This is a genomic window from Pseudomonas sp. R4-39-08 (assembly GCF_003852275.1).
Taxonomy (GTDB): Bacteria; Pseudomonadota; Gammaproteobacteria; order Pseudomonadales; family Pseudomonadaceae; genus Aquipseudomonas.
On record NZ_CP027733.1, the window covers coordinates 5,576,013 to 5,599,081 of the forward strand.

Annotated in this window: 20 protein-coding genes; 6 read left to right on the forward strand and 14 right to left on the reverse strand. The window is 60.1% G+C overall.

Annotation, left to right across the window (positions count from 1 at the left end; genetic code table 11):
- Window positions 1-192: 192 nt before the first annotated feature.
- The 3 genes from C4J88_RS25920 to C4J88_RS25930 all read right to left on the reverse strand — a co-directional run bounded on the left by C4J88_RS25920 (window position 193) and on the right by C4J88_RS25930 (window position 4,261).
- Complete coding sequence (locus tag C4J88_RS25920) at window positions 193-1,287, reverse strand: polyamine ABC transporter substrate-binding protein (RefSeq protein WP_124408686.1); 1,095 nt, start codon at window positions 1,285-1,287, stop codon at window positions 193-195.
- A gap of 192 nt (window positions 1,288-1,479) precedes the next feature.
- A complete protein-coding gene (locus C4J88_RS25925; RefSeq protein WP_124368746.1) occupies window positions 1,480-2,844 on the reverse strand; it encodes an aspartate aminotransferase family protein in 1,365 nt (454 codons plus the stop codon).
- Between the two features lie 58 nt (window positions 2,845-2,902).
- Window positions 2,903-4,261 carry a glutamine synthetase family protein gene (locus tag C4J88_RS25930; RefSeq protein WP_124364870.1) on the reverse strand — a complete coding sequence of 453 codons (1,359 nt, stop codon included), beginning with the start codon at window positions 4,259-4,261 and terminating at the stop codon, window positions 2,903-2,905.
- A gap of 610 nt (window positions 4,262-4,871) precedes the next feature.
- On the opposite strand from C4J88_RS25930, the gene C4J88_RS25935 reads away from it, so the two are divergent.
- On the forward strand, window positions 4,872-6,248 hold the full coding sequence (locus C4J88_RS25935; protein ID WP_124364871.1) for a glutamine synthetase family protein: 1,377 nt from the start codon (window positions 4,872-4,874) through the stop codon (window positions 6,246-6,248).
- A 231-nt stretch (window positions 6,249-6,479) separates the two neighbouring features.
- Window positions 6,480-7,109, forward strand: coding sequence for a TetR/AcrR family transcriptional regulator (locus tag C4J88_RS25940; protein WP_124368747.1), 630 nt, complete (start codon window positions 6,480-6,482; stop codon window positions 7,107-7,109).
- A gap of 129 nt (window positions 7,110-7,238) precedes the next feature.
- On the opposite strand, the gene C4J88_RS25945 is transcribed toward C4J88_RS25940, so the two are convergent.
- The 10 genes from C4J88_RS25945 to argE form a co-directional block, all read right to left on the reverse strand.
- Window positions 7,239-7,454 carry a molybdopterin-binding protein gene (locus C4J88_RS25945; protein WP_003176783.1) on the reverse strand — a complete coding sequence of 72 codons (216 nt, stop codon included), beginning with the start codon at window positions 7,452-7,454 and terminating at the stop codon, window positions 7,239-7,241.
- Between the two features lie 18 nt (window positions 7,455-7,472).
- Window positions 7,473-8,279: an aliphatic sulfonates ABC transporter ATP-binding protein gene (gene ssuB / locus C4J88_RS25950; RefSeq protein ID WP_124368748.1), complete on the reverse strand. Its 807-nt coding sequence runs from the start codon at window positions 8,277-8,279 to the stop codon at window positions 7,473-7,475.
- Entirely contained in the window at window positions 8,276-9,064 is a 789-nt protein-coding gene (gene ssuC / locus C4J88_RS25955) for an aliphatic sulfonate ABC transporter permease SsuC (protein ID WP_124364874.1), read from the reverse strand. Before ssuC ends, ssuB begins: the two co-directional genes overlap by 4 nt.
- 9 nt (window positions 9,065-9,073) lie before the next feature.
- On the reverse strand, window positions 9,074-10,222 hold the full coding sequence (gene ssuD, locus C4J88_RS25960; RefSeq protein ID WP_124364875.1) for an FMNH2-dependent alkanesulfonate monooxygenase: 1,149 nt from the start codon (window positions 10,220-10,222) through the stop codon (window positions 9,074-9,076).
- 25 nt (window positions 10,223-10,247) lie between these two features.
- Window positions 10,248-11,216: a sulfonate ABC transporter substrate-binding protein gene (locus C4J88_RS25965; protein ID WP_124364876.1), complete on the reverse strand. Its 969-nt coding sequence runs from the start codon at window positions 11,214-11,216 to the stop codon at window positions 10,248-10,250.
- 93 nt (window positions 11,217-11,309) lie between these two features.
- On the reverse strand, window positions 11,310-11,903 hold the full coding sequence (gene ssuE, locus C4J88_RS25970; protein ID WP_124364877.1) for an NADPH-dependent FMN reductase: 594 nt from the start codon (window positions 11,901-11,903) through the stop codon (window positions 11,310-11,312).
- Between the two features lie 307 nt (window positions 11,904-12,210).
- Window positions 12,211-12,849: a peroxiredoxin gene (locus tag C4J88_RS25975; protein ID WP_015886425.1), complete on the reverse strand. Its 639-nt coding sequence runs from the start codon at window positions 12,847-12,849 to the stop codon at window positions 12,211-12,213.
- 271 nt (window positions 12,850-13,120) lie between these two features.
- Window positions 13,121-14,494, reverse strand: a complete 1,374-nt coding sequence (locus C4J88_RS25980; RefSeq protein ID WP_124368749.1) for an OprD family porin — start codon at window positions 14,492-14,494, stop codon at window positions 13,121-13,123.
- Window positions 14,495-15,136: 642 nt separating this feature from the next.
- The gene (gene argA / locus C4J88_RS25985) at window positions 15,137-16,435 is read right to left on the reverse strand and encodes an amino-acid N-acetyltransferase (RefSeq protein WP_124368750.1); all 1,299 of its coding nucleotides are present in this window, start codon (window positions 16,433-16,435) and stop codon (window positions 15,137-15,139) included.
- Between the two features lie 136 nt (window positions 16,436-16,571).
- Complete coding sequence (argE, locus tag C4J88_RS25990) at window positions 16,572-17,720, reverse strand: acetylornithine deacetylase (protein ID WP_124405604.1); 1,149 nt, start codon at window positions 17,718-17,720, stop codon at window positions 16,572-16,574.
- A gap of 157 nt (window positions 17,721-17,877) precedes the next feature.
- Here argE and C4J88_RS25995 point away from each other — a divergent pair, with 157 nt between their 5' ends.
- Entirely contained in the window at window positions 17,878-19,245 is a 1,368-nt protein-coding gene (locus C4J88_RS25995) for an inorganic triphosphatase (protein ID WP_124408460.1), read from the forward strand.
- A gap of 117 nt (window positions 19,246-19,362) precedes the next feature.
- On the opposite strand, the gene C4J88_RS26000 is transcribed toward C4J88_RS25995, so the two are convergent.
- Window positions 19,363-19,833: an Lrp/AsnC family transcriptional regulator gene (locus C4J88_RS26000; protein ID WP_124364881.1), complete on the reverse strand. Its 471-nt coding sequence runs from the start codon at window positions 19,831-19,833 to the stop codon at window positions 19,363-19,365.
- Window positions 19,834-19,960: 127 nt separating this feature from the next.
- Between C4J88_RS26000 and C4J88_RS26005 the strand changes: the two genes are divergently transcribed.
- The 3 genes from C4J88_RS26005 (at window position 19,961) to C4J88_RS26015 (ending at window position 23,064) form a co-directional block, all read left to right on the forward strand.
- Window positions 19,961-20,299: a hypothetical protein gene (locus C4J88_RS26005; RefSeq protein ID WP_124408461.1), complete on the forward strand. Its 339-nt coding sequence runs from the start codon at window positions 19,961-19,963 to the stop codon at window positions 20,297-20,299.
- Between the two features lie 81 nt (window positions 20,300-20,380).
- Window positions 20,381-22,066 (forward strand): GspE/PulE family protein, encoded by a 1,686-nt coding sequence (locus tag C4J88_RS26010; RefSeq protein WP_124408462.1) that lies wholly within the window; start codon window positions 20,381-20,383, stop codon window positions 22,064-22,066.
- Window positions 22,067-22,143: 77 nt separating this feature from the next.
- A complete protein-coding gene (locus C4J88_RS26015) occupies window positions 22,144-23,064 on the forward strand; it encodes an SPFH domain-containing protein (protein WP_124364884.1) in 921 nt (306 codons plus the stop codon).
- The last annotated feature ends 5 nt before the right edge of the window (window positions 23,065-23,069 follow it).

The following is a 23,069-nucleotide window of genomic DNA, read 5'->3' on the forward strand; positions in this document are numbered from 1 at the left end:
TAGAGTTGTTGCCCGGCAACAAAACCGGCGCGCAACTTACCCTCGATAACCCGATCCGGCAAAACTTTCTTTCATCTAACTGTAGGAGCGAGCTTGCTCGCGAAGGTCGTCAACGATCATGCGGGGCATCAGGCACCCCGCAGCGCTCTTGAATTTTTCGCGAGCAAGCTCGCTCCTACAGGTTTTCTGCCTTTATTTACCGGATTTGATCTTGGTCCAGCTGCGCGTCATCTCGCGCTGGGTCGCAGCCGGCAAGTCGGCAATCGCGTAGAGCTTGGCCTGCACTTCTGCCGACGGGTAGATGCCCGGGTCGCTGGTGATGTCTTTGTCGACCAGCGCGGTGGCCTTCTCGTTGCCGTTCGGGAAGCGCACGCTGTTGGTGATCGACGCCATGACTTCCGGCTTGAGCAGGTAGTTCATGAATGCGTACGCGGCCTCGACGTTTTCAGCATCTTTCGGGATGGCGACCATGTCGAAGAAGCTGCCGGCGCCTTCTTTCGGAATGTCGTAGGCCACTTTGACTTTGCCACCGGCTTCAGCCGCACGGGACTTGGCCTGCTGGATGTCACCCGAATAACCTACGGCCACGCAGATGTTGCCGTTGGCCAAGTCCGAGATGTACTTGGACGAGTGGAAGTAGCCAATCGAAGGGCGGATTTTCAGGAACAGGTCTTCGGCTTGCTTGAGGTCGGCCTTCTTCTGGCTGTCGGTCGGCAGGCCCAGGTAATGCAGGGCGATCGGCAGCATTTCGGTCGGCGAGTCGAGGAAGCTCACGCCGCAGCTTTTCAGCTTGGCGATGTTTTCCGGCTTCATCAGCACATCCCACGACTCGATCTTGTCCACGCCCAGCGCAGCCTTGACCTTCTCCGGGTTGTAGCCGATACCAATCGAGCCCCACATGTACGGGAAGGCGTGCTTGTTGTCCGGGTCGCTGACCGACACGGCCTTAAGCAGGGATTTGTTCAGGTTGCTGTAGTTGGGCAGCTTGGACGTGTCCAGCTCCTGGTAGACACCGGCCTTGATCTGCTTGGCGAGGAAGTTGTTCGACGGTACAACGATGTCGTAGCCGGACTTGCCTGCCAGCAACTTGGCTTCCAGGGTCTCGTTGCTGTCGAACACGTCGTACACCACCTTGATGCCGGACTCTTTTTCAAAGTTGGCGACGGTGTCCGGTGCAATGTAGTCGGACCAGTTGTAGACGTGCAGCACTTTATTGTCCGCCTGGGCCGCGCTCGCCATTGCGCCCATCAGGGACAAGGCGAGGAGGGTCTTGCCAGCGTTCTTCAAACCTAATGCCTTCATTGGGTGATGCTCCGATTTTTCTTTTTGGGGCCGCAAGTTGTAGGTGTTTCGGGCCCAGCCAAAGGGCAACAAAACAGGACGACAGTCTGGCAAGTTCGGGGGCCCGCTTTCAACAGGCCCCCACATTTATCTACACAGTCGCAGCACCCGAAAGCCGCTGCGCACTGAGCCTAGCACTTAGCCCTGCAATGCCGCCAAAGTCAGGTCCAGGCACTGGCGGGCCTTGGTCACCAGTTCGTCGATTTCGGCCTGGCTGATCACCAGCGGCGGCGAAATGATCATGGTGTCGCCCACGGCGCGCATGATCAGGCCATTTTCGAAGCAGAACGTGCGGCAGATCATGCCCGCACCCTTCCCTTCGTAACGCTTGCGCGTGGCCTTGTCCTGCACCAGCTCAATTGCACCGAGCATGCCCACGCCGCGCACTTCACCCACCAGTGGATGGTCCGCCAGCTCCCTCAGACGTTTCTGCAAATACGGTGCCGTTTCGTCGTGTACACGGTTAACGATTTTTTCATCGCGCAGGATGCGGATGTTTTCCAGGGCCACCGCCGCCGCCACCGGATGCCCGGAGTAGGTGAAACCGTGGTTGAAATCGCCGCCTTCGTTGAGCACGGCCACCACATCGTCGTGCACGATCAGGCCGCCCATGGGCACGTAGCCCGAGGTCAGGCCTTTGGCGATGGTCATCATGTGGGGCTTGAGGTCGTAGAAATCGCTGCCGAACCACTCGCCGGTACGGCCGAAACCGCAGATCACTTCGTCGGCGACAAACAGGATGTCGTACTTGGCGAGGATTTCCTTGATGCGCGGCCAGTAGCTGTCGGGCGGCACGATCACGCCACCGGCGCCCTGGATCGGCTCGGCAATAAAGGCACCGACCGTGTCCACGCCCAGCTCCAGGATCTTTTCTTCCAACTGGTTGGCGGCCCAGATCCCGAATTCTTCAGGGCTCATGTCGCCGCCTTCGCCAAACCAGTACGGTTGGGCGATGTGGGTGATGCCCGGAATCGGCAAGTCACCCTGTTCATGCATGTAGGTCATGCCGCCCAGGCTGGCGCCGGCCACGGTGGAGCCGTGGTAGCCATTCTTGCGGCTGATGATGGTTTTCTTGTTGGGCTGGCCTTTGATCGCCCAGTAGTGGCGGACCATGCGCAACATGGTGTCGTTGCCTTCGGAGCCGGAACCGGTGAAGAACACGTGGTTCATGCCCGCGGGTGCGACGTCGGAAATGACTTTGGCCAGCTCGAGTACCGGCGGATGAGCGGTCTGGAAGAACAGGTTGTAGTACGGCAGCTCTTTCATCTGCCGGGCGGCGGCGTCTGCCAGTTCATCGCGACCGTAGCCGATCGCCACGCACCACAGGCCGGCCATGCCGTCGAGGATCTTGTTGCCTTCGCTGTCCCACAGGTAAACGCCGTGGGCTTTGGTGATGATCCTTGGGCCTTTCTCTTTCAATTGCTTGAAGTCGCTGAACGGCGCCAGGTGGTGATCATTGCTCAAGGCTTGCCATTCACGGGTTTGCGGGTTGTTGCTGGACATACCGATCTCCTAGACATTTCAGGTGGGGGCGCGCTGTTCCAGCAGCGCGCCCGGCGCATCAGACGGCAAAGAGCAGGAATTCCCGCTCCCACGAACTGATCACGCGCTTGAAGTTTTCATGCTCGGCCCGCTTGACCGCGACGTAGCCCGTGATGAACTTCTGACCCAGGTATTTCTCGATGGTCTTGCTGTTTTCCATGCGTTCCAGCGCGTCTTCGATGGTCAACGGCAGGCGCAGGTTGCGTCGCTCGTAGCCACGCCCCACCACGGGTGCGCTCGGGTTATGGCCTTCGACCATGCCGATGTAGCCACACAGCAAGCTGGCGGCAATCGCCAGGTACGGGTTGGCATCGGCGCCCGGCAAACGGTTTTCCACGCGGCGGTTCTGCGGGCCGGCATCCGGTACGCGCAGGCCCACGGTGCGGTTTTCTTCGCCCCACTCCACGTTCACCGGCGCCGAGGTGTCGGGCAGGAAGCGGCGGAACGAGTTCACGTTGGGCGCGAATAAAGGCAGCAATTCGGGGATGAATTTCTGCAGGCCGCCGATGTGATTGAGGAACAGTTGGCTCATGGTCCCGTCTTCATTGGAGAAGACGTTCTTGCCGGTGGCGATCTCGATAATGCTCTGGTGCAAGTGCATCGCGCTGCCGGGCTCGCCGGTCATCGGCTTGGCCATGAAGGTGGCGGCCACGTTGTGCTTGAGCGCCGCTTCACGCATGGTGCGCTTGAACACCAGGATCTGGTCGGCCAGGGACAGCGCATCGCCGTGACGGAAGTTGATTTCCATCTGCGCGGTGCCGTCTTCGTGGATCAGCGTGTCGAGGTCCAGTTCCTGCAGCTCGCACCAGTCGTAGACGTCTTCGAACAGTGGGTCGAATTCGTTGGCGGCTTCTATAGAGAAGGACTGGCGGCCCGTCTCCGGGCGACCGGAGCGGCCGATGGGCGGTTGCAGCGGGAAGTCCGGGTCTTCGCAGCGCTTGGTCAGGTAGAACTCCATCTCCGGCGCCACGATGGGCTGCCAGCCGCGATCAGCGTAGAGCTTGAGGACCTTCTTGAGCACGTTGCGCGGCGACAGCTCGATCGGGTTGCCTTGCTTGTCGTAGGTGTCGTGGATCACCTGGGCGGTCGGCTCGATGGCCCAGGGCACCAGGAACACCGCGTTCTGGTCGGGGCGGCAGATCATGTCGATGTCGGCCGGGTCGAGCAATTCGTAATAGATGTCGTCTTCGACATAGTCGCCGGTCACGGTCTGCAGCAGAACGCTCTCGGGCAGGCGCATGCCTTTTTCGGCGATGAACTTGTTGGTCGGCGAGATCTTGCCCCGGGTGATGCCGGTGAGGTCGCCAATCATGCATTCGACTTCTGTGATCTTGTGGTCTTTCAACCAATCGGTGAGCTGGTCGAGGTTGTTACTCATAAATGCCTCTGGGCTGGGTTTCCTGGCATCCATTAAAAGGCCAGGCGTTGGTTGACGCAGCATCCGCGTCGTTTTGTTCACTCAGGGTAGGAGCTTACCTGCCATTTGCTGCAGCGTTGCATTCCTCACGCCAAACTTGTGCAGAATCATGAGCAGCACTCTGCATTGGCGCTGCCGGGCGGCACCGTTGAGACAAACGAAGGGAAAAAGAGAGGGTTGGCCCAAGCGTCAAGAATATTGGCCGGTGCGCAGGGATACACGCTGCAGGAATAAACGGAACACACAGCCTGGCTGAAGCAGGCCAAGACGCCAGTTGGCGGCAGGCGAGACATGAAGCACCCCGGTATTATTGCTGTTATGGGTTTGAATCGAGCTTAGCCTTGTTCATTTTTTTACACAACACCCCCGTAAAAAATACAACACGGCCCGCTCAAGCCTGCAGGTCCCAAGACCCTCAAACCCAAAAAACCGCCCCAAAAAGCCCCAAAAAAGGCGCCCTGGCGCTTTTTCAGGGCAAAAAAGGCCTCGCTTGACTTCGGCATGCCGTTCGGGTTGACTGAAACCAGAAAAGATCAATGATTGATATTTTTAACAACAAAGGTGTTGCATCATGTCGGTACCCCCGCGTGCCGTTCAGCTTAACGAAGCGAACGCGTTCCTTAAGGATCATCCTGAGGTTCTGTACGTAGACCTTCTAATTGCGGATATGAATGGTGTGGTGCGCGGTAAGCGCATCGAACGCACCAGCCTCCACAAGGTTTACGAGAAGGGCATTAACCTGCCTGCCTCTTTATTTGCCCTGGATATCAACGGCTCTACGGTGGAAAGCACCGGCCTGGGCCTGGACATCGGTGATGCTGACCGAATCTGTTATCCAATCCCCGACACCCTGTGCAATGAGCCCTGGCAAAAGCGCCCCACCGCGCAACTGCTGATGACCATGCACGAACTGGAAGGTGAACCCTTCTTCGCCGATCCGCGCGAAGTGCTGCGCCAAGTGGTGAGCAAGTTCGACGACATGGGCCTGACCATCTGCGCCGCCTTCGAGCTTGAGTTCTACCTGATCGACCAGGAGAACGTGAACGGCCGGCCACAACCGCCTCGCTCGCCGATTTCCGGCAAACGCCCGCACTCGACACAGGTCTACCTGATCGACGACCTCGACGAATACGTCGACTGCCTCCAGGACATTCTGGAAGGTGCCAAAGAGCAAGGCATCCCGGCCGACGCCATCGTCAAGGAAAGTGCCCCGGCGCAGTTCGAAGTGAACCTGCACCACGTCGCCGACCCGATCAAGGCCTGCGACTACGCGGTACTGCTCAAGCGCCTGATCAAGAACATCGCCTACGACCATGAGATGGACACCACCTTCATGGCCAAGCCTTACCCAGGCCAGGCAGGCAACGGTTTGCACGTACACATCTCCATTCTGGACAAAGACGGCAAGAACATCTTTGCCAGCGAGGATCCCGAGCAGAACGCCGCATTGCGTCACGCGATCGGCGGTGTGCTCGAGACCCTGCCCGCCCAAATGGCGTTCCTGTGCCCCAACGTCAACTCCTACCGTCGTTTCGGCGCACAGTTCTACGTGCCGAACTCGCCGTGCTGGGGCCTGGACAACCGAACCGTGGCGATTCGCGTACCGACCGGCACTGCCGACTCCGTGCGTATCGAGCACCGCGTGGCGGGCGCCGACGCCAACCCTTACCTGCTGATGGCTTCGGTCCTGGCGGGTGTGCACCACGGTCTGACCAACAAGATCGAACCGGGCGCTCCCGTGGAAGGCAACAGCTACGAGCAGAACGAACAAAGCCTGCCGAACAACCTGCGCGATGCCCTGCGCGAGTTGGATGACAGCGAGGTGATGGCCAAGTACATCGATCCTAAATACATCGATATCTTCGTCGCCTGTAAGGAAAGTGAGCTGGAAGAGTTCGAACACTCCATCTCCGACCTTGAGTACAACTGGTATCTGCATACCGTTTAAACAGCGGCTGCAGAAAAAGAGCGCCGCAGAGCTTATGGCCTGCGGCGTTTTTTATGGGTTTCTTCTGAGGGACCGCGTTGGCAGCATCGGGAGCAAGCCCCCTCCCACATTTGATTGCATTCCAAAGTTGGAACTCGGTCAAGTGTGGGAGGGGGCTTGCTCCCGATAGCGACTGGGCAGACAACACACCTTCCTGCTCATACAATGCCCGCTGCCCTGTAGGAGACTTCCATGCCCCCCCGCCCCGCCGCCCCTCGCAAACCCCGCGCCCGCAGCCAGGCCCGGATCGACGCGATCCTGGACGCCGCCCGCGCCTTGCTGGCGGCCGAAGGCGTGGCCGGCTTGTCGATCTACAGCGTGGCCGAACGCGCGCAGATCCCGCCCTCGTCGGTGTACCACTTTTTCGCCAGCGTGCCGGCGTTACTGGAGGCGTTGACGACGGATGTGCATGCAGCCTTCCGCGCGGCCATCCAGGCGCCCATCGAACATGACTCGCTCCAGACCTGGCGCGACCTGTCCTGCATCGTCGAACAGCGCATGCTCACCGTCTACAGCAATGATGCCGCAGCCCGTCAGTTGATTCTGGCCCAGCATGGCTTGACCGAAGTCACCCAGGCGGATCGTCAGCATGACCTGGAATTGGGGGATCTGATGCTCGACGTGTTCAATCGCCATTTCGAAGTGCCGACGTTACCCAGCGATGTGGATGTGTTCGCCCTGGCATTGGAGCTCAGCGACCGCGTGTATGCGCGTTCGGTGCACCAGCATGGGCAGATCACGCCGCGCATGGCGGAGGAAGGGATGCGGGTGTTTGATGCGTATGTGGGGCTTTATTTGCCGGCGTATTTGCCCAAGCGGTGATTCTTCTAATGATCGTTCCCACGCTCTGCGTGGGAATGCATCCCATGACGCTCTGCGTCACTTTTATGCAGCGGGACGCGGAGCGTCCCAGGCGGCATTCCCACGCAGAGCGTGGGAACGATCAAGCAATTACAGTTTGGCGATCGACACCTCGGTCGACTTCACAAAGGCAATCACTTCACTGCCAATCACCAACTCCAGCTCCTTGACCGAACGGGTGGTGATCACTGAGGTGACGATGCCGGACGCCGTCTGCACGTCGATTTCCGACAACACATCGCCCACCACGATTTCCTTGATGGTGCCTTTGAACTGGTTACGCACGTTGATGGCTTTGATAGTCATGATTTTTTCCTCTGCGAGTTATTGAGCCCAACGCAATTGCGTCGGCAGCGGTGAAACAGGTTCGGGTTCCGGCGGTGAGCCGGGCAGCGACAGCACGCGGTTGAGCACTTCGGCTTCCAGCGCAGCCAGGCGATGTGAACCTCGGGCGCGGGGACGAGGCAGGTCCACCATCAGGTCCAGGCCGATTTCGCCGTCTTCGATCAGGATGACCCGGTCGGCAATCGCCACGGCTTCACTGACGTCATGGGTGACCAGCAGCACGGTAAAGCCGTGTTTGCGCCACAGGTTTTCGATCAGTTGCTGCATCTCGATACGTGTCAGGGCATCCAGCGCGCCCAGCGGTTCGTCAAGCAGCAACAGGCGCGGCTGGTGAATCAGGGCCCGCGCCAACGCGACGCGCTGCTTCTGGCCACCGGACAAGGCCGCCGGCCACTCCTCGGCGCGCTCGGCCAGGCCTACCGCCTCCAGCGCTTGCAACGCCTTGGGGCGCCAGTTGCCCGTAAGGCCCAGGCCGACGTTGTCGATGATCTTTTTCCACGGCAGCAAGCGCGCTTCCTGGAACATCAGCCGCGTGTCTTCGATTGCCTCATGCAGCGGCGCAGAACCTGCCAGAAGCTCGCCGCCACTGGCTTTGTCCAGCCCCGCCAGCAGACGCAGCAAGGTACTTTTGCCACAGCCGCTGCGGCCGACCACCGCCACGAATTGGCCGGCCGGGATATGCAGGTCGATGTCCTTGAGCACTTCGCGAGCGCCAAAGGATTTGCGCAATTTGCGCACCGCCAGGGGGATGCCCTTGAGCAGGCGCGGGGGTTGTTGAGCCGTCATGCCGCACCTCCCTTATTCACTTGATACGCCGGGTGCCAGCGCAGCCACACCCGTTCCAGGCCTCGCGCCGCCAGGTCGGCCAGCTTGCCGAGGATCGCGTACATGACAATGGCCAGCACCACCACGTCGGTCTGCAGGAACTCGCGGGCGTTCATCGCCAGGTAACCGATGCCCGAACTGGCCGAGATGGTTTCCGCCACGATCAGCGTCAACCACATAAAGCCCAGGGCAAAGCGCACGCCCACCAGGATCGACGGCAACGCGCCCGGCAGGATCACTTGCCAGAACAGGCTGAAGCCGGACAAGCCGTAGCTGCGCGACATTTCCACCAGCGCCGGATCGACGTTGCGGATGCCGTGGTAAGTGTTCAGGTAGATCGGGAACAACGTGCCCAGGGCCACCAGGAAAATCTTCGCGGTCTCGTCAATCCCGAACCACAGGATCACCAAGGGAATCAGCGCCAGGTGCGGCACGTTGCGGATCATCTGCACCGAGCTGTCCAGCAGACGCTCGCCCCACTTCGACAGGCCGGTGATAAAGCCCAGGGCCAGGCCGATGCTGCCACCGATCACAAAGCCCAGGCCCGCGCGCCAGCCGCTGATCGCCAGGTGCGTCCAGATTTCGCCGCTGCGGACCAGGTTGATGCCAGCCTCGATGACCGCACTGGGCGCCGGCAGAATGCGCGTGGACAGCCAACCTGCCGTCACCGACAACTGCCACACCGCTAGCAATAGAATCGGCAGCACCCAGGGCGCTACGCGATGGCTGAATTTTTCCAGGTTCATGGCACCCCCTCAGCTCTGCGACGCAGCTTTGGGAAGGATGTCGTTGGCCACCATCTCGCCGAACGGGCTGACGTAGCCGGCGCTTTTCGGCAGTTCGGGACGTTCGATATCCAGGTGCGGGAACAGCAGTTCTGCGACCCGATACGACTCTTCCAGGTGGGGATAACCGGAGAAGATAAAGGTGTCGATGCCCAGGTCTGCATATTCCTTGACCCGTGCCGCAACCGTTGGGCCATCGCCCACCAGCGCAGTGCCCGCACCGCCGCGCACCAGGCCGACCCCGGCCCACAGGTTGGGGCTGACTTCCAGGTTGTCGCGACTGCCGCCATGCAAGGCCGCCATGCGCTGCTGGCCCACCGAGTCGAAGCGCGCCAGGGACGCTTGGGCGCGGGCGATGGTTTCGTCGTCCAGGTGAGAGATCAGTTTATCGGCGGCTTTCCACGCCTCCTCGTTGGTTTCACGCACGATCACATGCAAGCGAATACCAAAGCGCAGAGTGCGCCCAAGCTTGGCGGCCTTGGCCCGTACTTGTTCGATTTTTTCCGCCACCGCTGCCGGGGGTTCGCCCCAGGTCAGTACCATTTCCACCTGTTCGGCTGCCAGGTCCTGGGCCGCTTCGGACGAACCGCCGAAATACAGCGGCGGGCGTGGCTGCTGGATTGGCGGGTAGAGCAACTTGGCGCCTTTGACGCTGATGTGCTCGCCGTCGTAATCCACGGTCTCGCCTTCCAGCACGCGACGCCAGATGCGCGTGAATTCCACCGACGCCTGGTAGCGCTCTTCGTGACTGAGGAACAAGCCGTCGCCGGCCAGTTCTTCCGGGTCACCGCCGGTCACCAGATTGAACAGCGCACGGCCACCGGACAGGCGGTCCAGGGTCGCCGCCTGGCGCGCGGCCACCGTCGGGGAAATGATCCCGGGGCGCAGCGCAACCAGAAATTTCAAACGCTGGGTCACCGGAATCAGCGAGGCAGCCACCAGCCACGAGTCTTCGCAGGAGCGCCCGGTGGGGATCAACACCCCACCGAAGCCCAGGCGGTCAGCGGCCTGGGCCACTTGTTGCAGGTAACCGTGATCGACGGCGCGAGCGCCTTCGGCGGTGCCAAGGTAATGACCGTCGCCGTGGGTAGGCAGGAACCAGAAAATATTGAGGCTCATGGAGTTGTCTCCTGAAGAAGTCGGATTACGGCGCTTTGGCAACCGAGGCGGGTGGGGTCCAGATCACGTCCTTGATGCTCAAGGGCTTGGGAATCAATTTGAGCTGGTAGAAGCTGTCGGCGATTTTCTGCTGGGCCGCGACCACTTCGGGCGTCAGGAACAGCGCGCCGTAGCCCTGGCGTTTCACCGAGGTCAGGGTGATATCAGCGGGCAGGCCGAGCAGCGGCGCGACCTGGTCCGTCACTTCCTGCGGGTTGGCCTTGGACCATTCGCCCACGGCGCGCACTTCTTCCACCAGCGCCTTGATCACTTCGGGGTGCTGTTCGGCGTAGGGTTTGGTCGCCAGGTAAAACTGGTGGTTGTCGGCAATGCCGGTGCCGTCGCGCAGGGTGCGCGCTTGCAGCTGTTTCTCGGCGGCGGCCTGGTACGGGTCCCAGATCACCCAGGCGTCCACACTGCCGCGTTCGAAGGCCGCGCGGGCATCGGCGGGCGGCAGGAACACGGTTTTCACGTCGGTGTAGGCAAGGCCGGCGTCTTCCAGTGCACGAACCAGCAGGTAGTGCACGTTGGAGCCTTTGTTCAGCACGATCTTCTTGCCCTTGAGCTCGGCCACCGTTTTGATCGTCGAATCCTTGGGCACCAGGATCGCTTCACTGGTCGGCGCGGGCGGCTCGTAGGCCACGTAAAGCAGGTCCGCACCGGCGGCCTGGGCGAACACGGGTGGGGTTTCGCCGGTGACGCCAAAGTCGATGGAGCCGACGTTCAGGCCCTCGAGTAATTGCGGGCCACCGGGGAATTCGGTCCATTGCACCTGCACGCCCTGGGCAGCCAGGCGTTTTTCCAGGGTGCCCTTGGCCTTGAGCAGCACCAGCGTGCCGTATTTCTGGTAACCGATGCGCAGGGTTTCTGCGGCGTGGGCTTGAACGATGGCGCCGAAGGACACAGCCGCAGCAAACAGTGCGACCAGACCGCGACGCAAAATGACAGTGCGCATGGCGCTCTCCAAATGTGCGATTAGGGTATTGGCGGCACCTGCTTGGCCGTTGGCGGCTGAGTAAGGTGAGTGTTTCCAGATGTCGGGTAAGGCTTAAATGCTCCAGCGAGCACTCAACAAGCGTTCATTCAGTACATGTGGGTCGAGCGGTTTCGGGCGGCGGGCCATGGCGCTGTAAAACTGCTCCAGGGCTTCGTGCAAGCGCTGTTCGAGCACGGGCACCAATTGCGCCTGGGCACTGCCCTCGCCGTAGGCGATCTGGCTGTCTTCGGCAAAGATCCCATGGAGCAATTCCTGCGCTTTGAGCGCCGACAGCACGGGCTTGAGGGCGTAATCCACCGCCAGCATGTGCGCGATGCTGCCACCGGTGGCCATCGGCAAGACCACCTTGTGGGCCAGAGCGCGCTCGGGCAGCAGGTCGAGTACGGTCTTCAAGGCACCGGAGAACGAGGCCTTGTACACAGGCGTGGCGATCACCAAACCATCGGCATTCGCCACTTGCTGCAACAGGTCGATGACCTTGGGGCTGTCGAACCGTGCATGCAGCAGGTCTTCGGCCGGAAAGTCGCGGATCTGGTAACTCACCACTTCCACGCCCTGGTCCTGCAACCATTGACGGGTTTTCTCCAGCAAGACCCCGGAGCGGGAACGCTGACTGGGACTGCCTCCAAGTGTTACGACCAGCATGCAAGTATTCCTTGAGCAAGTGTCGGCGGTTCGCTGTGTGGCGATGGCGCCAAGATGGGACAGACCTTAGCAGTAGATTTATATATCTTTAAATCTTATTTATTCATTTGTTTATTCCATAAAAACATATGAGATAAACAGATCGCCAGGCGAAAAAAAAGGCCGTCGAAACGGCCTGAAAAACCCCTGCTATGTGAACGGTGAAAATGTGGGAGGGGGCTTGCTCCCGATAGCGGTCTTTCAGTAACAAGTGCATTGACTGACCCACCGCAATCGGGAGCAAGCCCCCTCCCACATGGGTCCTGTGTCAACGATTGGGTTGTGGGGTAAGCCGCAGGTACGGCTTCACGGCCCTATAGCCCTTGGGAAAGCGTTTCTTGATCTCTTCCTCATCCTTGAGCGACGGCACGATCACCACCTCATCACCGTCCTGCCAATTGGCGGGAGTGGCGACCTTATGGTTGTCGGTCAGCTGCAGCGAGTCGATCACCCGCAGGATTTCGTGGAAGTTACGACCGGTGCTGGCCGGGTAGGTAATGGTCAGGCGGATTTTCTTGTTCGGGTCGATCACGAACAGGGAGCGCACGGTGAGGGTGTCACTGGCGTTGGGGTGGATCAGGTCGTAGAGGTCCGAGACCTTGCGGTCGGCATCGGCCAGGATCGGGAAATTGACGACGGTGTTCTGGGTTTCGTTGATGTCTTCGATCCACTTGTGGTGCGAGTCCACCGGGTCAACCGACAAGGCGATGGCCTTGACGCCTCGCTGAGCGAATTCATCCTTGAGTTTGGCGGTGAAGCCCAGTTCGGTGGTGCACACCGGGGTAAAGTCCGCCGGGTGAGAGAACAGCACACCCCAGCTATCGCCCAGCCATTCGTGGAAACGAATCTTGCCGGCGCTGGAATCCTGTTCGAAGTCGGGGGCGATGTCGCCCAGTCTTAGGCTCATGGTGGGGCTCCTGATGAGTGCTTATGGAGCCCACTGTGCAGGGTTTGGGAAGATTTTAAAAAGAATAAATATCGATTTATCTAGACGATAAAAGAATATAAAAATCTGTTCATTGGACTTGGGAGCGGACGAGGATCAACATCGTTTCAAGGTTCGAGAAGGCCTTGAGACGCTGTACCAAGAGGGATTTCAGGAAGGGCTTGCGGGGGTTGAGCCCGACTTGAAAGCAACACACCTTGCCCGGCATTGCGCCGGGCAAGGCTTTAAGCAGTTACTTGAACGCGTAGGTGTAGCTGACGATTACACGGTTTTCGTCCTGATCGCGCGCTGCAGCAACATCGTTGCGCCACATAGCGTTTTTCCAGGCAACGCCGACGTTCTTGAACACGCCTTCTGGAACAACGTACGCAACCGTAATGTCACGTTCCCACTCGGACTGGCCGGTGAACTCGGCACGGCTACCGTTGACGGTATCGATGTCGGTGCCTTTGAGGTACACGACACCGGCGGTCAAGCCAGGCACGCCAACCTTGGCGAAGTCGTAGGAGTAGCGAGCTTGCCAGGTACGTTCGCCAGCACGGGCGAACTTGGCGATTTGCATGTCAGTGGTCAGGTAAGCCGACGAGCCGTCACCCTGGTTCAACCAAGGGAAGTCGCTGCTGCCGTTGCTGACCTGGTAACCACCACCGAAGGTATGACCGGCAACGGTGTACAGGAACAGGCCGCTGTACAGGTTGTTATCGACCTTGCCACGACCGGAGTTCACGCCGCTGTAGTTGCCCGAGGAGAAGTAAGCCGACTCGTGGCCGTTCTTGCCGTCATCCGAGCTGTTGAAATAACGCAGGTCAGACTTCAGTACGCCAGGACCGATGGCCCAGTTATGGGTCAGGCCCAGGAAGTGCTGCTTGTAGAAGTCTTCCAGATTGCCGTAGTAGTACTGGGCAGTCAGGTCCTTGGTGATCTTGTAGTCACCACCGGCGTAGTAGAATTTGTTGCTGTCGCGCCAGTTTGCACCACGGGAGTTGGCACCGGCGATCGACAGGTTGTCGACGTTGCTGGAGTTACGGCCCTTGGCTTTTTCGATCTGGCCGGCAACCAGCGTCAGGTCTTTGTAGACATCGTTACTGGTGATCTGGCCACCCTGGAAGGTCTGCGGCAGCAGACGACCGTCGTTGGTCACGATGACCGGCAGTTTTGGCTGCAGCGTACCGAGCTTCAGTTCAGTCTGGGAGATCTTGGCTTTGGCGGTCAGGCCCAGGCTCGAGTAGTTATCAACGGCTTCGCCATTGGACTTGCTCGGGAACACGGTGCCACCGTAGGAGCTCGCCGTGGCGCCGTTGGTGCCGCCGCCGGAATCCAGGCGAACACCCAGCAGGCCGATAGCGTCGAGACCGAAGCCTACGGTGCCTTGGGTGTAACCGGAGATGAAGCGCAGGTCGAAGCCCTGGCCCCATTCTTCCTGCTTGTTTTGCACACCGGCACGCTTGTTGGCTGCAGTGCCAGCGGCCGAGTCGCGGTTGTCGGTGTTGATGTAGAAGTTACGCAGACCCAGCGTTACTTTACTGTCTTCGATGAAACCGGCAGCGCCTGCTTGCTGGGCGATGGCGCCCAACGCTACAGCCACAGCCAAGGTGGACTTCTTCATGTACCGCTCCTCTCATTTCTAATTTTTGTATTTCTTTGGTCTCGGGTCTGACGCCCTTGATCCACAGATGCGCGATTAGCGCCAGATAGTGACCACCAAGTCAATCCTAACCTTGCGTGCCTACTACCTTCGTCTAACCGCAGTTGATTTGGTCCCTGCAGGGTAATGAGTTTTTCATACACCCAAAAAGAATTGTTTCATTCTTTTTCATACGATTCAGGAATAAGCGCATTCACGCACCGGGCTGGTCAGGCTAGACCGACCATCCCATAAGCTAATTCCTAAAGGGTATTTATCAGCGCTTTTTTAGATCGCTTAGTGTTGACGTTCTGCTGCATACGTCACCCACGATCAAAAAGGCGACGCCATCATGGCCAAAGGCACATCCTCCCGTCAATTTGTTACAGTTTTTGTATCGGGATTACTTTCTTTTGGTTTCAACGCGACGGCCTTTTTATCGTATCGGCACGAATGAAAGGTTCTGAAGCCTTGGTAAAGTTTTTGAAGGCGCAGGGCTCAAATGTGGGAGGGGGCTTGCTCCCGATTGCGGTCTGTCAGCGACTTATCAGTTAACTGACCCACTGCTATCGGGGGCAAGCCCCCTCCCACATTTGGATACGTGTGTGTTTTGGTGGATTAGGTTTACAGGGCCTTCTCGAAAATTTTCGAGTTGCGCTGATAGTTGTACAGCGACGCTCGCGCCGACGGCAGGCGGTCCACGCTGCTTGGCACAAAGCCGCGCTCACGGAACCAGTGGGCGGTGCGGGTGGTGAGGACAAACAAGGTCTTCAGGCCCTGGGCCCGGGCACGGGTCTCGATGCGCTCGAGCAATACATCGCCGCGTGCGCCATGGCGGTATTCCGGGTTCACCGCCAGGCATGCCAGCTCACCCGCATCCGAATCGGCGATCTGATACAACGCCGCGCAGGCGATGATCATGCCTTCACGCTCGACCACGCTGAACTGCTCGATCTCGCGCTCGAGCACTTCCCGGGAACGACGCACCAGGATGCCCTGCTCTTCCAGCGGGCTGATCAGGTCGAGCAAACCGCCGACGTCTTCAATCGCCGCTTCGCGCACCAGTTCGAATTGCTCCTGGGCAACCAGCGTACCGCCGCCGTCGCGGGTGAACAGTTCGGTAAGCAAGGCGCCGTCTTCGACGTAGCTGACAATATGGCTGCGCCCTACCCCGCCACGGCAGGCTTCGGCGGCGGCATCGAGCAGCTCGGCCTGATAGTTGCTGCCCAGGCGCTGCAGATGCGCCGGCACTTGCTGCGGACGCAACTCACGCACCAGTCGGCCGTTTTCATCGATCAGGCCCAGGTCGGCACCAAACAGCAGCAATTTGTCGGCGCCCAGGTCGATGGCGGCACGGGTGGCAACGTCTTCGCAGGCCAGGTTGAAAATCTCACCGGTGGGCGAATAACCCAACGGCGACAGCAGTACGATGGAGCGCTCGTCCAGCAGCCGGTTGATGCCCTTGCGGTCGACCCGGCGCACTTCGCCAGTGTGGTGATAGTCCACGCCTTCGAGCACACCAATTGGCCGCGCGGTCACCAGGTTGCCGCTGGCCACCCGCAGGCGCGAGCCCTGCATGGGCGATGACGCCATGTCCATGGACAGGCGCGCTTCAATGGCAATACGCAACTGCCCCACCGCGTCGATCACGCACTCGAGCGTCGCCGCATCGGTAATGCGCAAACCTTCGTGATAAGCCGGGGTAAGGCCGCGCGCTTCAAGGCGGGCTTCAATTTGCGGACGCGAGCCGTGCACCAGCACCAGTCGCACACCCAGGCTGTGCAACAGCACCAGGTCGTGGACGATATTGCCGAAGTTCGGATGTTCCACCCCATCGCCAGGCAGCATGACCACAAAGGTGCAGTCGCGGTGGGCATTGATGTAGGGCGAAGCGTGACGAAGCCAATTAACGTAGTCGGGCATAACACCTGGGCCTGTAATAAAAAGCAGCCAAAAAAGGATCAATCGTGAAAGCGCACAGCGGGCTGATGGTTATCGTCGGAACAGGCTTGGCGACACGCTCACTCTCCTTTCTATGTACGAACAGGCAGGGGTTAATTTATGCGGGTTTCAGGCAGTAATGTTCGATCAGTTCCCGCAATAGACGCACTGTAGGCGTCAAGCGTGACATTTCGAGGTATTCACCCGGCTGGTGCGCACAGGCGATATCGCCAGGGCCGAGCACCAGGGTTTCGCAACCAAGGCGCTGAAGATAAGGCGCTTCGGTGCCGAACGCCACTGCTTCGGCACGGTGGCCGGTCAAACGTTCCGCCACCCTCACCAACTCGGCGTCTTCCGGCTGCTCGAAGGGCGGTACTTCCGGGAACAGCGGCGCGTAATCGATCTTGACCTTATGCCGCTCGGCCAGGGGCTCGAGTTTTTGCCGGATGGCGGCGCGCAGCACCGCAGGGTCCATGCCCGGCAGGGGGCGCAGGTCGAACTCCAGGGAGCATTGGCCACAGATGCGGTTGGGGTTGTCGCCGCCATGGATGCAGCCGAAGTTCAGGGTCGGCTGCGGCACGCTGAACTGTGGGTTGCGGTATTCGCGCTGCCAGGCAAGGCGCAGGCCGCGCAGCTCGCCGATGGCGTCGTGCATGGCTTCAAGGGCGCTGTGACCAAGGCTTGGGTCCGACGAATGGCCGCTGCGCCCTAAGATGTCGATGCGTTCCATCATCACGCCTTTGTGCAGGCGGATCGGCTTGAGGCCGGTCGGTTCGCCGATCACCGCCGCCCGGCCCAGCGGCCGCCCCGCCTCGGCCAGTGCGCGGGCACCGGACATGGAGCTTTCTTCATCGCAGGTGGCGAGGATCAGCAGCGGTTGCTTGAACGGCTGGTCCAGCAGCGGCAGCACCGCTTCAATCGCCAGCGCAAAAAAACCCTTCATGTCGCAACTGCCCAATCCTACCCAGCGGCCGTCGACTTCCGTCAGCTTGAGCGGGTCGGTTTCCCACAGTGCCGCGTCGTAGGGCACCGTGTCGCTATGACCAGCCAGCACCAGGCCACCGGGGCCGCTGCCGAAACTTGCCAACAGGTTGAACTTGCCGGGGCTGACCTGCTGGATGTCGATGGAGAAGCCCAGGTCGCCCAGCCAGGTGGCGAGCAGGTCGATCACCGGGCGGTTGCTCTGGTCGAGGGACGCCTGCGTGCAACTGACCGACGGCGCGGCAATCAATGCGGCGAACTGCTCTTTCATGGACGGTAACGGCATGCGCGGTCTCCAACTTCCCGGATGAACCCCACTATAGAGCCATCTGCACGACACAATAAACCGTTGCGGCACGTTGCCGGGCTCAGTCCTGTACACTGCACGACCTTGGCAGCCACACTTTTCCCCGGCTGCGCTCCCGATCCTGGATTTTCCGGCCATGCAGAAAGAAACCGAAATCAAGCTCCGTGTCAGCCGCGAAACACTCGCCGCGCTGCGTGAGCACCCGCTACTGAAAAAACGCAACAAAAGTGGCTGGGAACGCCGTGAGTTGATGAACCAGTACTTCGACACCCCCGAGCGCGACCTGGCCCAGGCCAAGGTGGCCCTGCGCTTGCGCAAGGACGGTGACGACATCATCCAGACCCTCAAGACCCGTGGTCAGAGCGTCGCCGGTTTGTCGGAACGTAACGAATACAACTGGGACCTGCCCAAAGCCAAGCTCGATGTGAAGAAGCTCGACGGCGAATGCTGGCCCGAGCAACTGGCCGAGCTGGACAAAAAGACCCTCAAGCCGATCTTCACCACCGACTTCGTGCGCGAGCGCGCTGAAATCGCCTGGGGTCGCGGCAAGGCCAAGGTAGTGATCGAAGCCGCCCTGGACCTGGGCCACGTGGTGGTCGGCAAGCAGAAGGAAGAAATCTGCGAGCTGGAACTGGAACTGCGCGAAGGCGAACCGGCCGCCCTGCTGGAACTGGCCGCCGAACTGGCCGCGACCCTGGCGCTGATGCCTTGTGACATTAGCAAGGCCGAACGTGGCTATCGCCTGTACGACGCCAGCAGCTATTCCTTGAGCCTGCCGGCACCGCAGATCCACGCTGAAATGCCGTTGGACGATGCCTTCGCAGCAATCATGTGGCACTTGCTGGGCAGCAGCCAGCGCCTGGCCGAGCAATATCGCTTCAATGGCCACTGGCGCTTGCTGCAGGACTGGGTCGAGACCCTCGGTGAATTGCGCGCGCTGATCGGCAGCCTCGGCCAGGCCGCACCGCGTCAATCCACCAGCGAATTGCGCGGTGTCTTGGATGCGTTGCTGGAAGACTGGCGCCCGCTGGTCCAGGCCGGTGACGACGATGAAGACATCCGCAAAGCCGCGCCGGAGCAGTTCGTTGAAGAGCTGCAGGACGTGCGCTGGGGCCTGTTCTCCCTGAACACCTCGCGCTGGCTGCTGGCCCGCACCTGGACCGCCGAGCGTAACGTGCGCGGCAACCGCCAGGGCGCTGCGCAAATCACCAACTGGCTACCGCGTCTGCTGGCCGACGACGCCGTTGCCCTGCAACTGCCGCGCTACCAGCAACAGCCGGAAGACCTGGCCGAGCAACTGCCGCGTATCGAACGCATCCAGGCCTGGCTGCACCATGCACGTCAGGTGGTGGATGTTCCGGAACTGGACCGTTTGTACGGCGAGCTGAACAAGCTGGCGCACCTGGCTAACCAGCCGATCACCGATGAGTCGCTGGACGCGCGGATGCACCAGGCGATTGCGGTTTATCAGAATCGTGCCTGGAAGATGCTTCTGCGTCTGTGATATCGCCATCGGGGGCAAGTCGAATCGTCGCACCGCCCCTCCCACTATTGACCGAGTTCCTACTTTGGAATGCAGTCACATGTGGGAGGGGGCTTGCCCCCGATGAGGCCGGACCTGCTAGCGCAATACTGGCAGGCTGGTGGTGGACTTGATCTCAGATAAAGCCACAATCGAATTAACCTCCTGAATCCCCGGCACCATCGACAACTTGTCGAAGAAAAACCGCTCGTACGCCTCGATGTCCGACGCAACAATACGCAACAGAAAATCCACCGCGCCCATCAGCACATAACACTCCAGCACTTCCGGAAAGCCACGAATCGCCTCGGTAAACTCGGTGAAGTTGGACCGACCGTGGGCGTTGAGTTTGACCTCGGCGAAAATCTGCGTGTTGAGGCCGATTTTCTTGCGGTCCAGCAAGGTGACCTGGCCGCGGATCACGCCATCCTCCTTGAGCCGCTGAATACGCCGCCAGCATGGTGACTGCGAGAGGCCGACCTGCTCGGCGATCTGTGCGCTGGAGAGCGAAGCGTCCTCTTGGAGCAGGGCCAGAATACGACGGTCATAAGCGTCCAGTTCGCTTTGCATAGAAATACCTTATAAGTTGACTAGGTTGAATTGATTGATTCGATTATCTGCCAATATGTCCGATTTGAGATAAGAAATCTCAGCCGCTGCGTGTAAAAATTTCTTCAGTCGAATTTGGAGAATCAGCATGCACGCCGTCGAAACCGCTCACTCTGTTACCCGCGCCGATGCATGGGCCGTCGATAGCCTTCACTGCGAGGCGCATTATCGGATCGTCGCGGAGGCGGAGCCGGACGTGCTGTGTCGGGTGTTGAATTACTTCGCGCTGCAATTTCTCACGCCCAATCAGGTGAGCGTGAACAGGCAAGACGACCTGCTGCGCATCGACATCATGATGGGCGGCCTGAGCTGGCACCGAGCCCAGGTGATCGGTGAAAAGATTCGAAACCTGATCAGCGTGTGTTCCCTGGAACTGCGCCCGGCCGACTGCGCGCGGCTTCAAGCCGTGGCCGCAACGTCGCGGTAAAAGCCTGCAATACACGTACACGCAAAATTTTCAGAAGCTGGCTAGCCTGGGATTACACCCGACGCCCACCAGGAAACCCTCATGTCCACCGCCCTGCCAGACCGCCCCCTGGAACTGCATCAACTGCTGCCTGCATTGCTCGAGCAGGAGCTGATCACGGCAGAGATGGCGCAACGGTTGTTGTCCGCGCCCACCAGCGCCCAGCATCCCCTGGAGCGTATCGCCGCCGAAGGGCCGTGCCTGGAAACGTTAACCCAATGGCTGGCCCGGCAGGTCGAGCAACCTTATCTGCGCATCGACCCGCTGAAGATCGACGTCGCGACGGTGGTGCCGTTGATGTCCCATGCCTTTGCGCAGCGCCACGCCATCCTCGCAGTCGCCGTAGATGCGCGCAGCGTTACCGTCGCCAGCGCTCAACCTCATGTCAGTGGCTGGGAGGCCGGGCTTTCCCAAGTACTCAAACGCACGATCAAGCGCGTGGTGGCCAATCCCCAGGCGATCCAGCGTTGTATCAGCGAGTTCTATCGGTTGGCCAAATCGGTCAGTGGGGCTGATCAAAAAATGGCAGCGCCCGGCAATGCCGATCTGCTCAGCCTCGGCGCCAGCGATAAGGAGCCGCACGCCGATGACGCGCATATCGTCAATATCGTCGACTGGCTGCTGCAGTACGCCTTTGGTCAGCGGGCGAGCGATATTCATATAGAGCCCTGCCGCGAACAGGGTCGAGTGCGCTTTCGCATCGATGGCCTGTTGCATGACGTCTACCAATTTCCGCCGCAGGTCACCACCGCTGTCGTCAGCCGCCTGAAAAGCCTTGGCCGTATGAACGTGGCAGAGAAGCGCAAACCCCAGGATGGGCGCATCAAGATGAAAACCCCGGCGGGGGCTGAAGTGGAACTGCGCCTTTCAACCTTGCCCACCGCTTTTGGCGAGAAGCTGGTCATGCGCATTTTTGATCCCCAGGTGCTGCTCAAGGATTTCGACCAGTTGGGCTTGTCTGCCGAAGATCAACAGCGCTGGCAGGCCATGACCCGACAGGCCCACGGCATCATCCTGGTCACCGGCCCGACCGGCTCGGGCAAGACCAGCACGCTTTACGCCACCCTCAAGCAACTGGCGAGCCGGGAGGTCAACCTGTGCACGGTGGAGGACCCCATCGAGATGGTCGAACCGGCGTTCAATCAGATGCAGGTCCAGCACAACATCGACCTGACCTTCGCCAGCGGTATCCGCGCGCTACTGCGCCAGGACCCGGACATCATCATGATCGGCGAGATTCGCGACCAGGAAACCGCCGAAATGGCGATCCAGGCTGCGCTGACTGGGCACCTGGTGCTGTCGACCCTGCATACCAACGATGCGCCGAGCGCGATCAGCCGCTTGCAGGAACTGGGGATCGCTCATTATTTGATCAAGGCAACGCTGATAGGCGTCATGGCGCAACGCTTGGTGCGTGTGCTGTGCTCCCATTGCAAACGCGCCGTGGCCGACGCCTACGAAGCCGCCGGCTGCGGGGAATGCCGCGACAGTGGTTATCGGGGCAGAGCCGGGCTCTATGAAGTCATGACGGTGGACGAAACCCTCAAGGCGCTGATCACCCCCGGCGCGGACGTGCAGGCCTTGCGCCATGCGGCTCTCGGGCAAGGCATGCACAGCCTGCGCATGGCCGGCCTGCAAAAGGTGAAGGCCGGGCTGACGACGATGGTGGAAGTCCTGAGGGTGACCCCTGGGGATTCAGAAACAAATCCTTTGTTTGTTGGGCATTGAAACCGTCCTTATCCGTGACGAGACCGTTACACTCGACCGAACGTCATGTCACCGACATCATCAGATAGGGAATCGCTATGCAGATCGGCACCGTACTGCTTCTTTTCGTGGGGTTGGCCATTGCCATCCTGTTCATGGGTTTCAAAGTGGTGCCCCAGGGCTACCAGTGGACAGTCGAACGTTTCGGCCGCTATACCAACACCCTCAAGCCTGGCCTCAACATCATCATCCCGGTCATGGACCGCATCGGCCGCAAGATCAACGTGATGGAAAGCGTGCTGGATATTCCTCCCCAGGAAGTGATTACCGCCGACAACGCCACCGTACAGATCGACGCCGTGTGCTTCTTCCAAGTGGTGAACACGGCCCAGGCCGCGTACGAGGTGAACAACCTCGAGCATGCCATCCGCAATTTGCTGCAAACCAATATCCGTACGGTGCTTGGCTCCATGGAACTGGATGCGATGCTGAGCCAGCGCGACGGTATCAATGAAAAACTGCTGCGCACCGTCGACGAAGCCACGGCACCGTGGGGCATCAAGATCACCCGTATCGAAATCAAGGACATCAGCCCGCCTGCCGACCTGATGGCGGCCATGTCCGGGCAGATGAAAGCCGAGCGGATCAAGCGTGCGCAGATCCTCGAAGCCGAAGGCCTGCGAGCCTCGGCGATCCTCACCGCCGAGGGCAAGAAGCAAGCGCAGATCCTCGAGGCCGAGGGTAGCCGCCAGGCCGCCTTCCTTGAGTCCGAAGCGCGTGAGCGTCAGGCCGAGGCTGAAGCCCGGGCGACCCAGGTGGTATCGGAAGCGATCGCATCCGGTAACGTGCAGGCGGTGAACTACTTCGTCGCGCAGAAATATATCGATGCCCTGGGCAAGCTGGCATCGGCCAACAACAGCAAGGTGATCCTGATGCCGCTGGAAGCCAGCCAGGTGATCGGTGCCGTGGGCGGTATCGGCGAGATCGTCAAAGCGGCTTTCGACAACAAGAAAGGCTGAGGTCT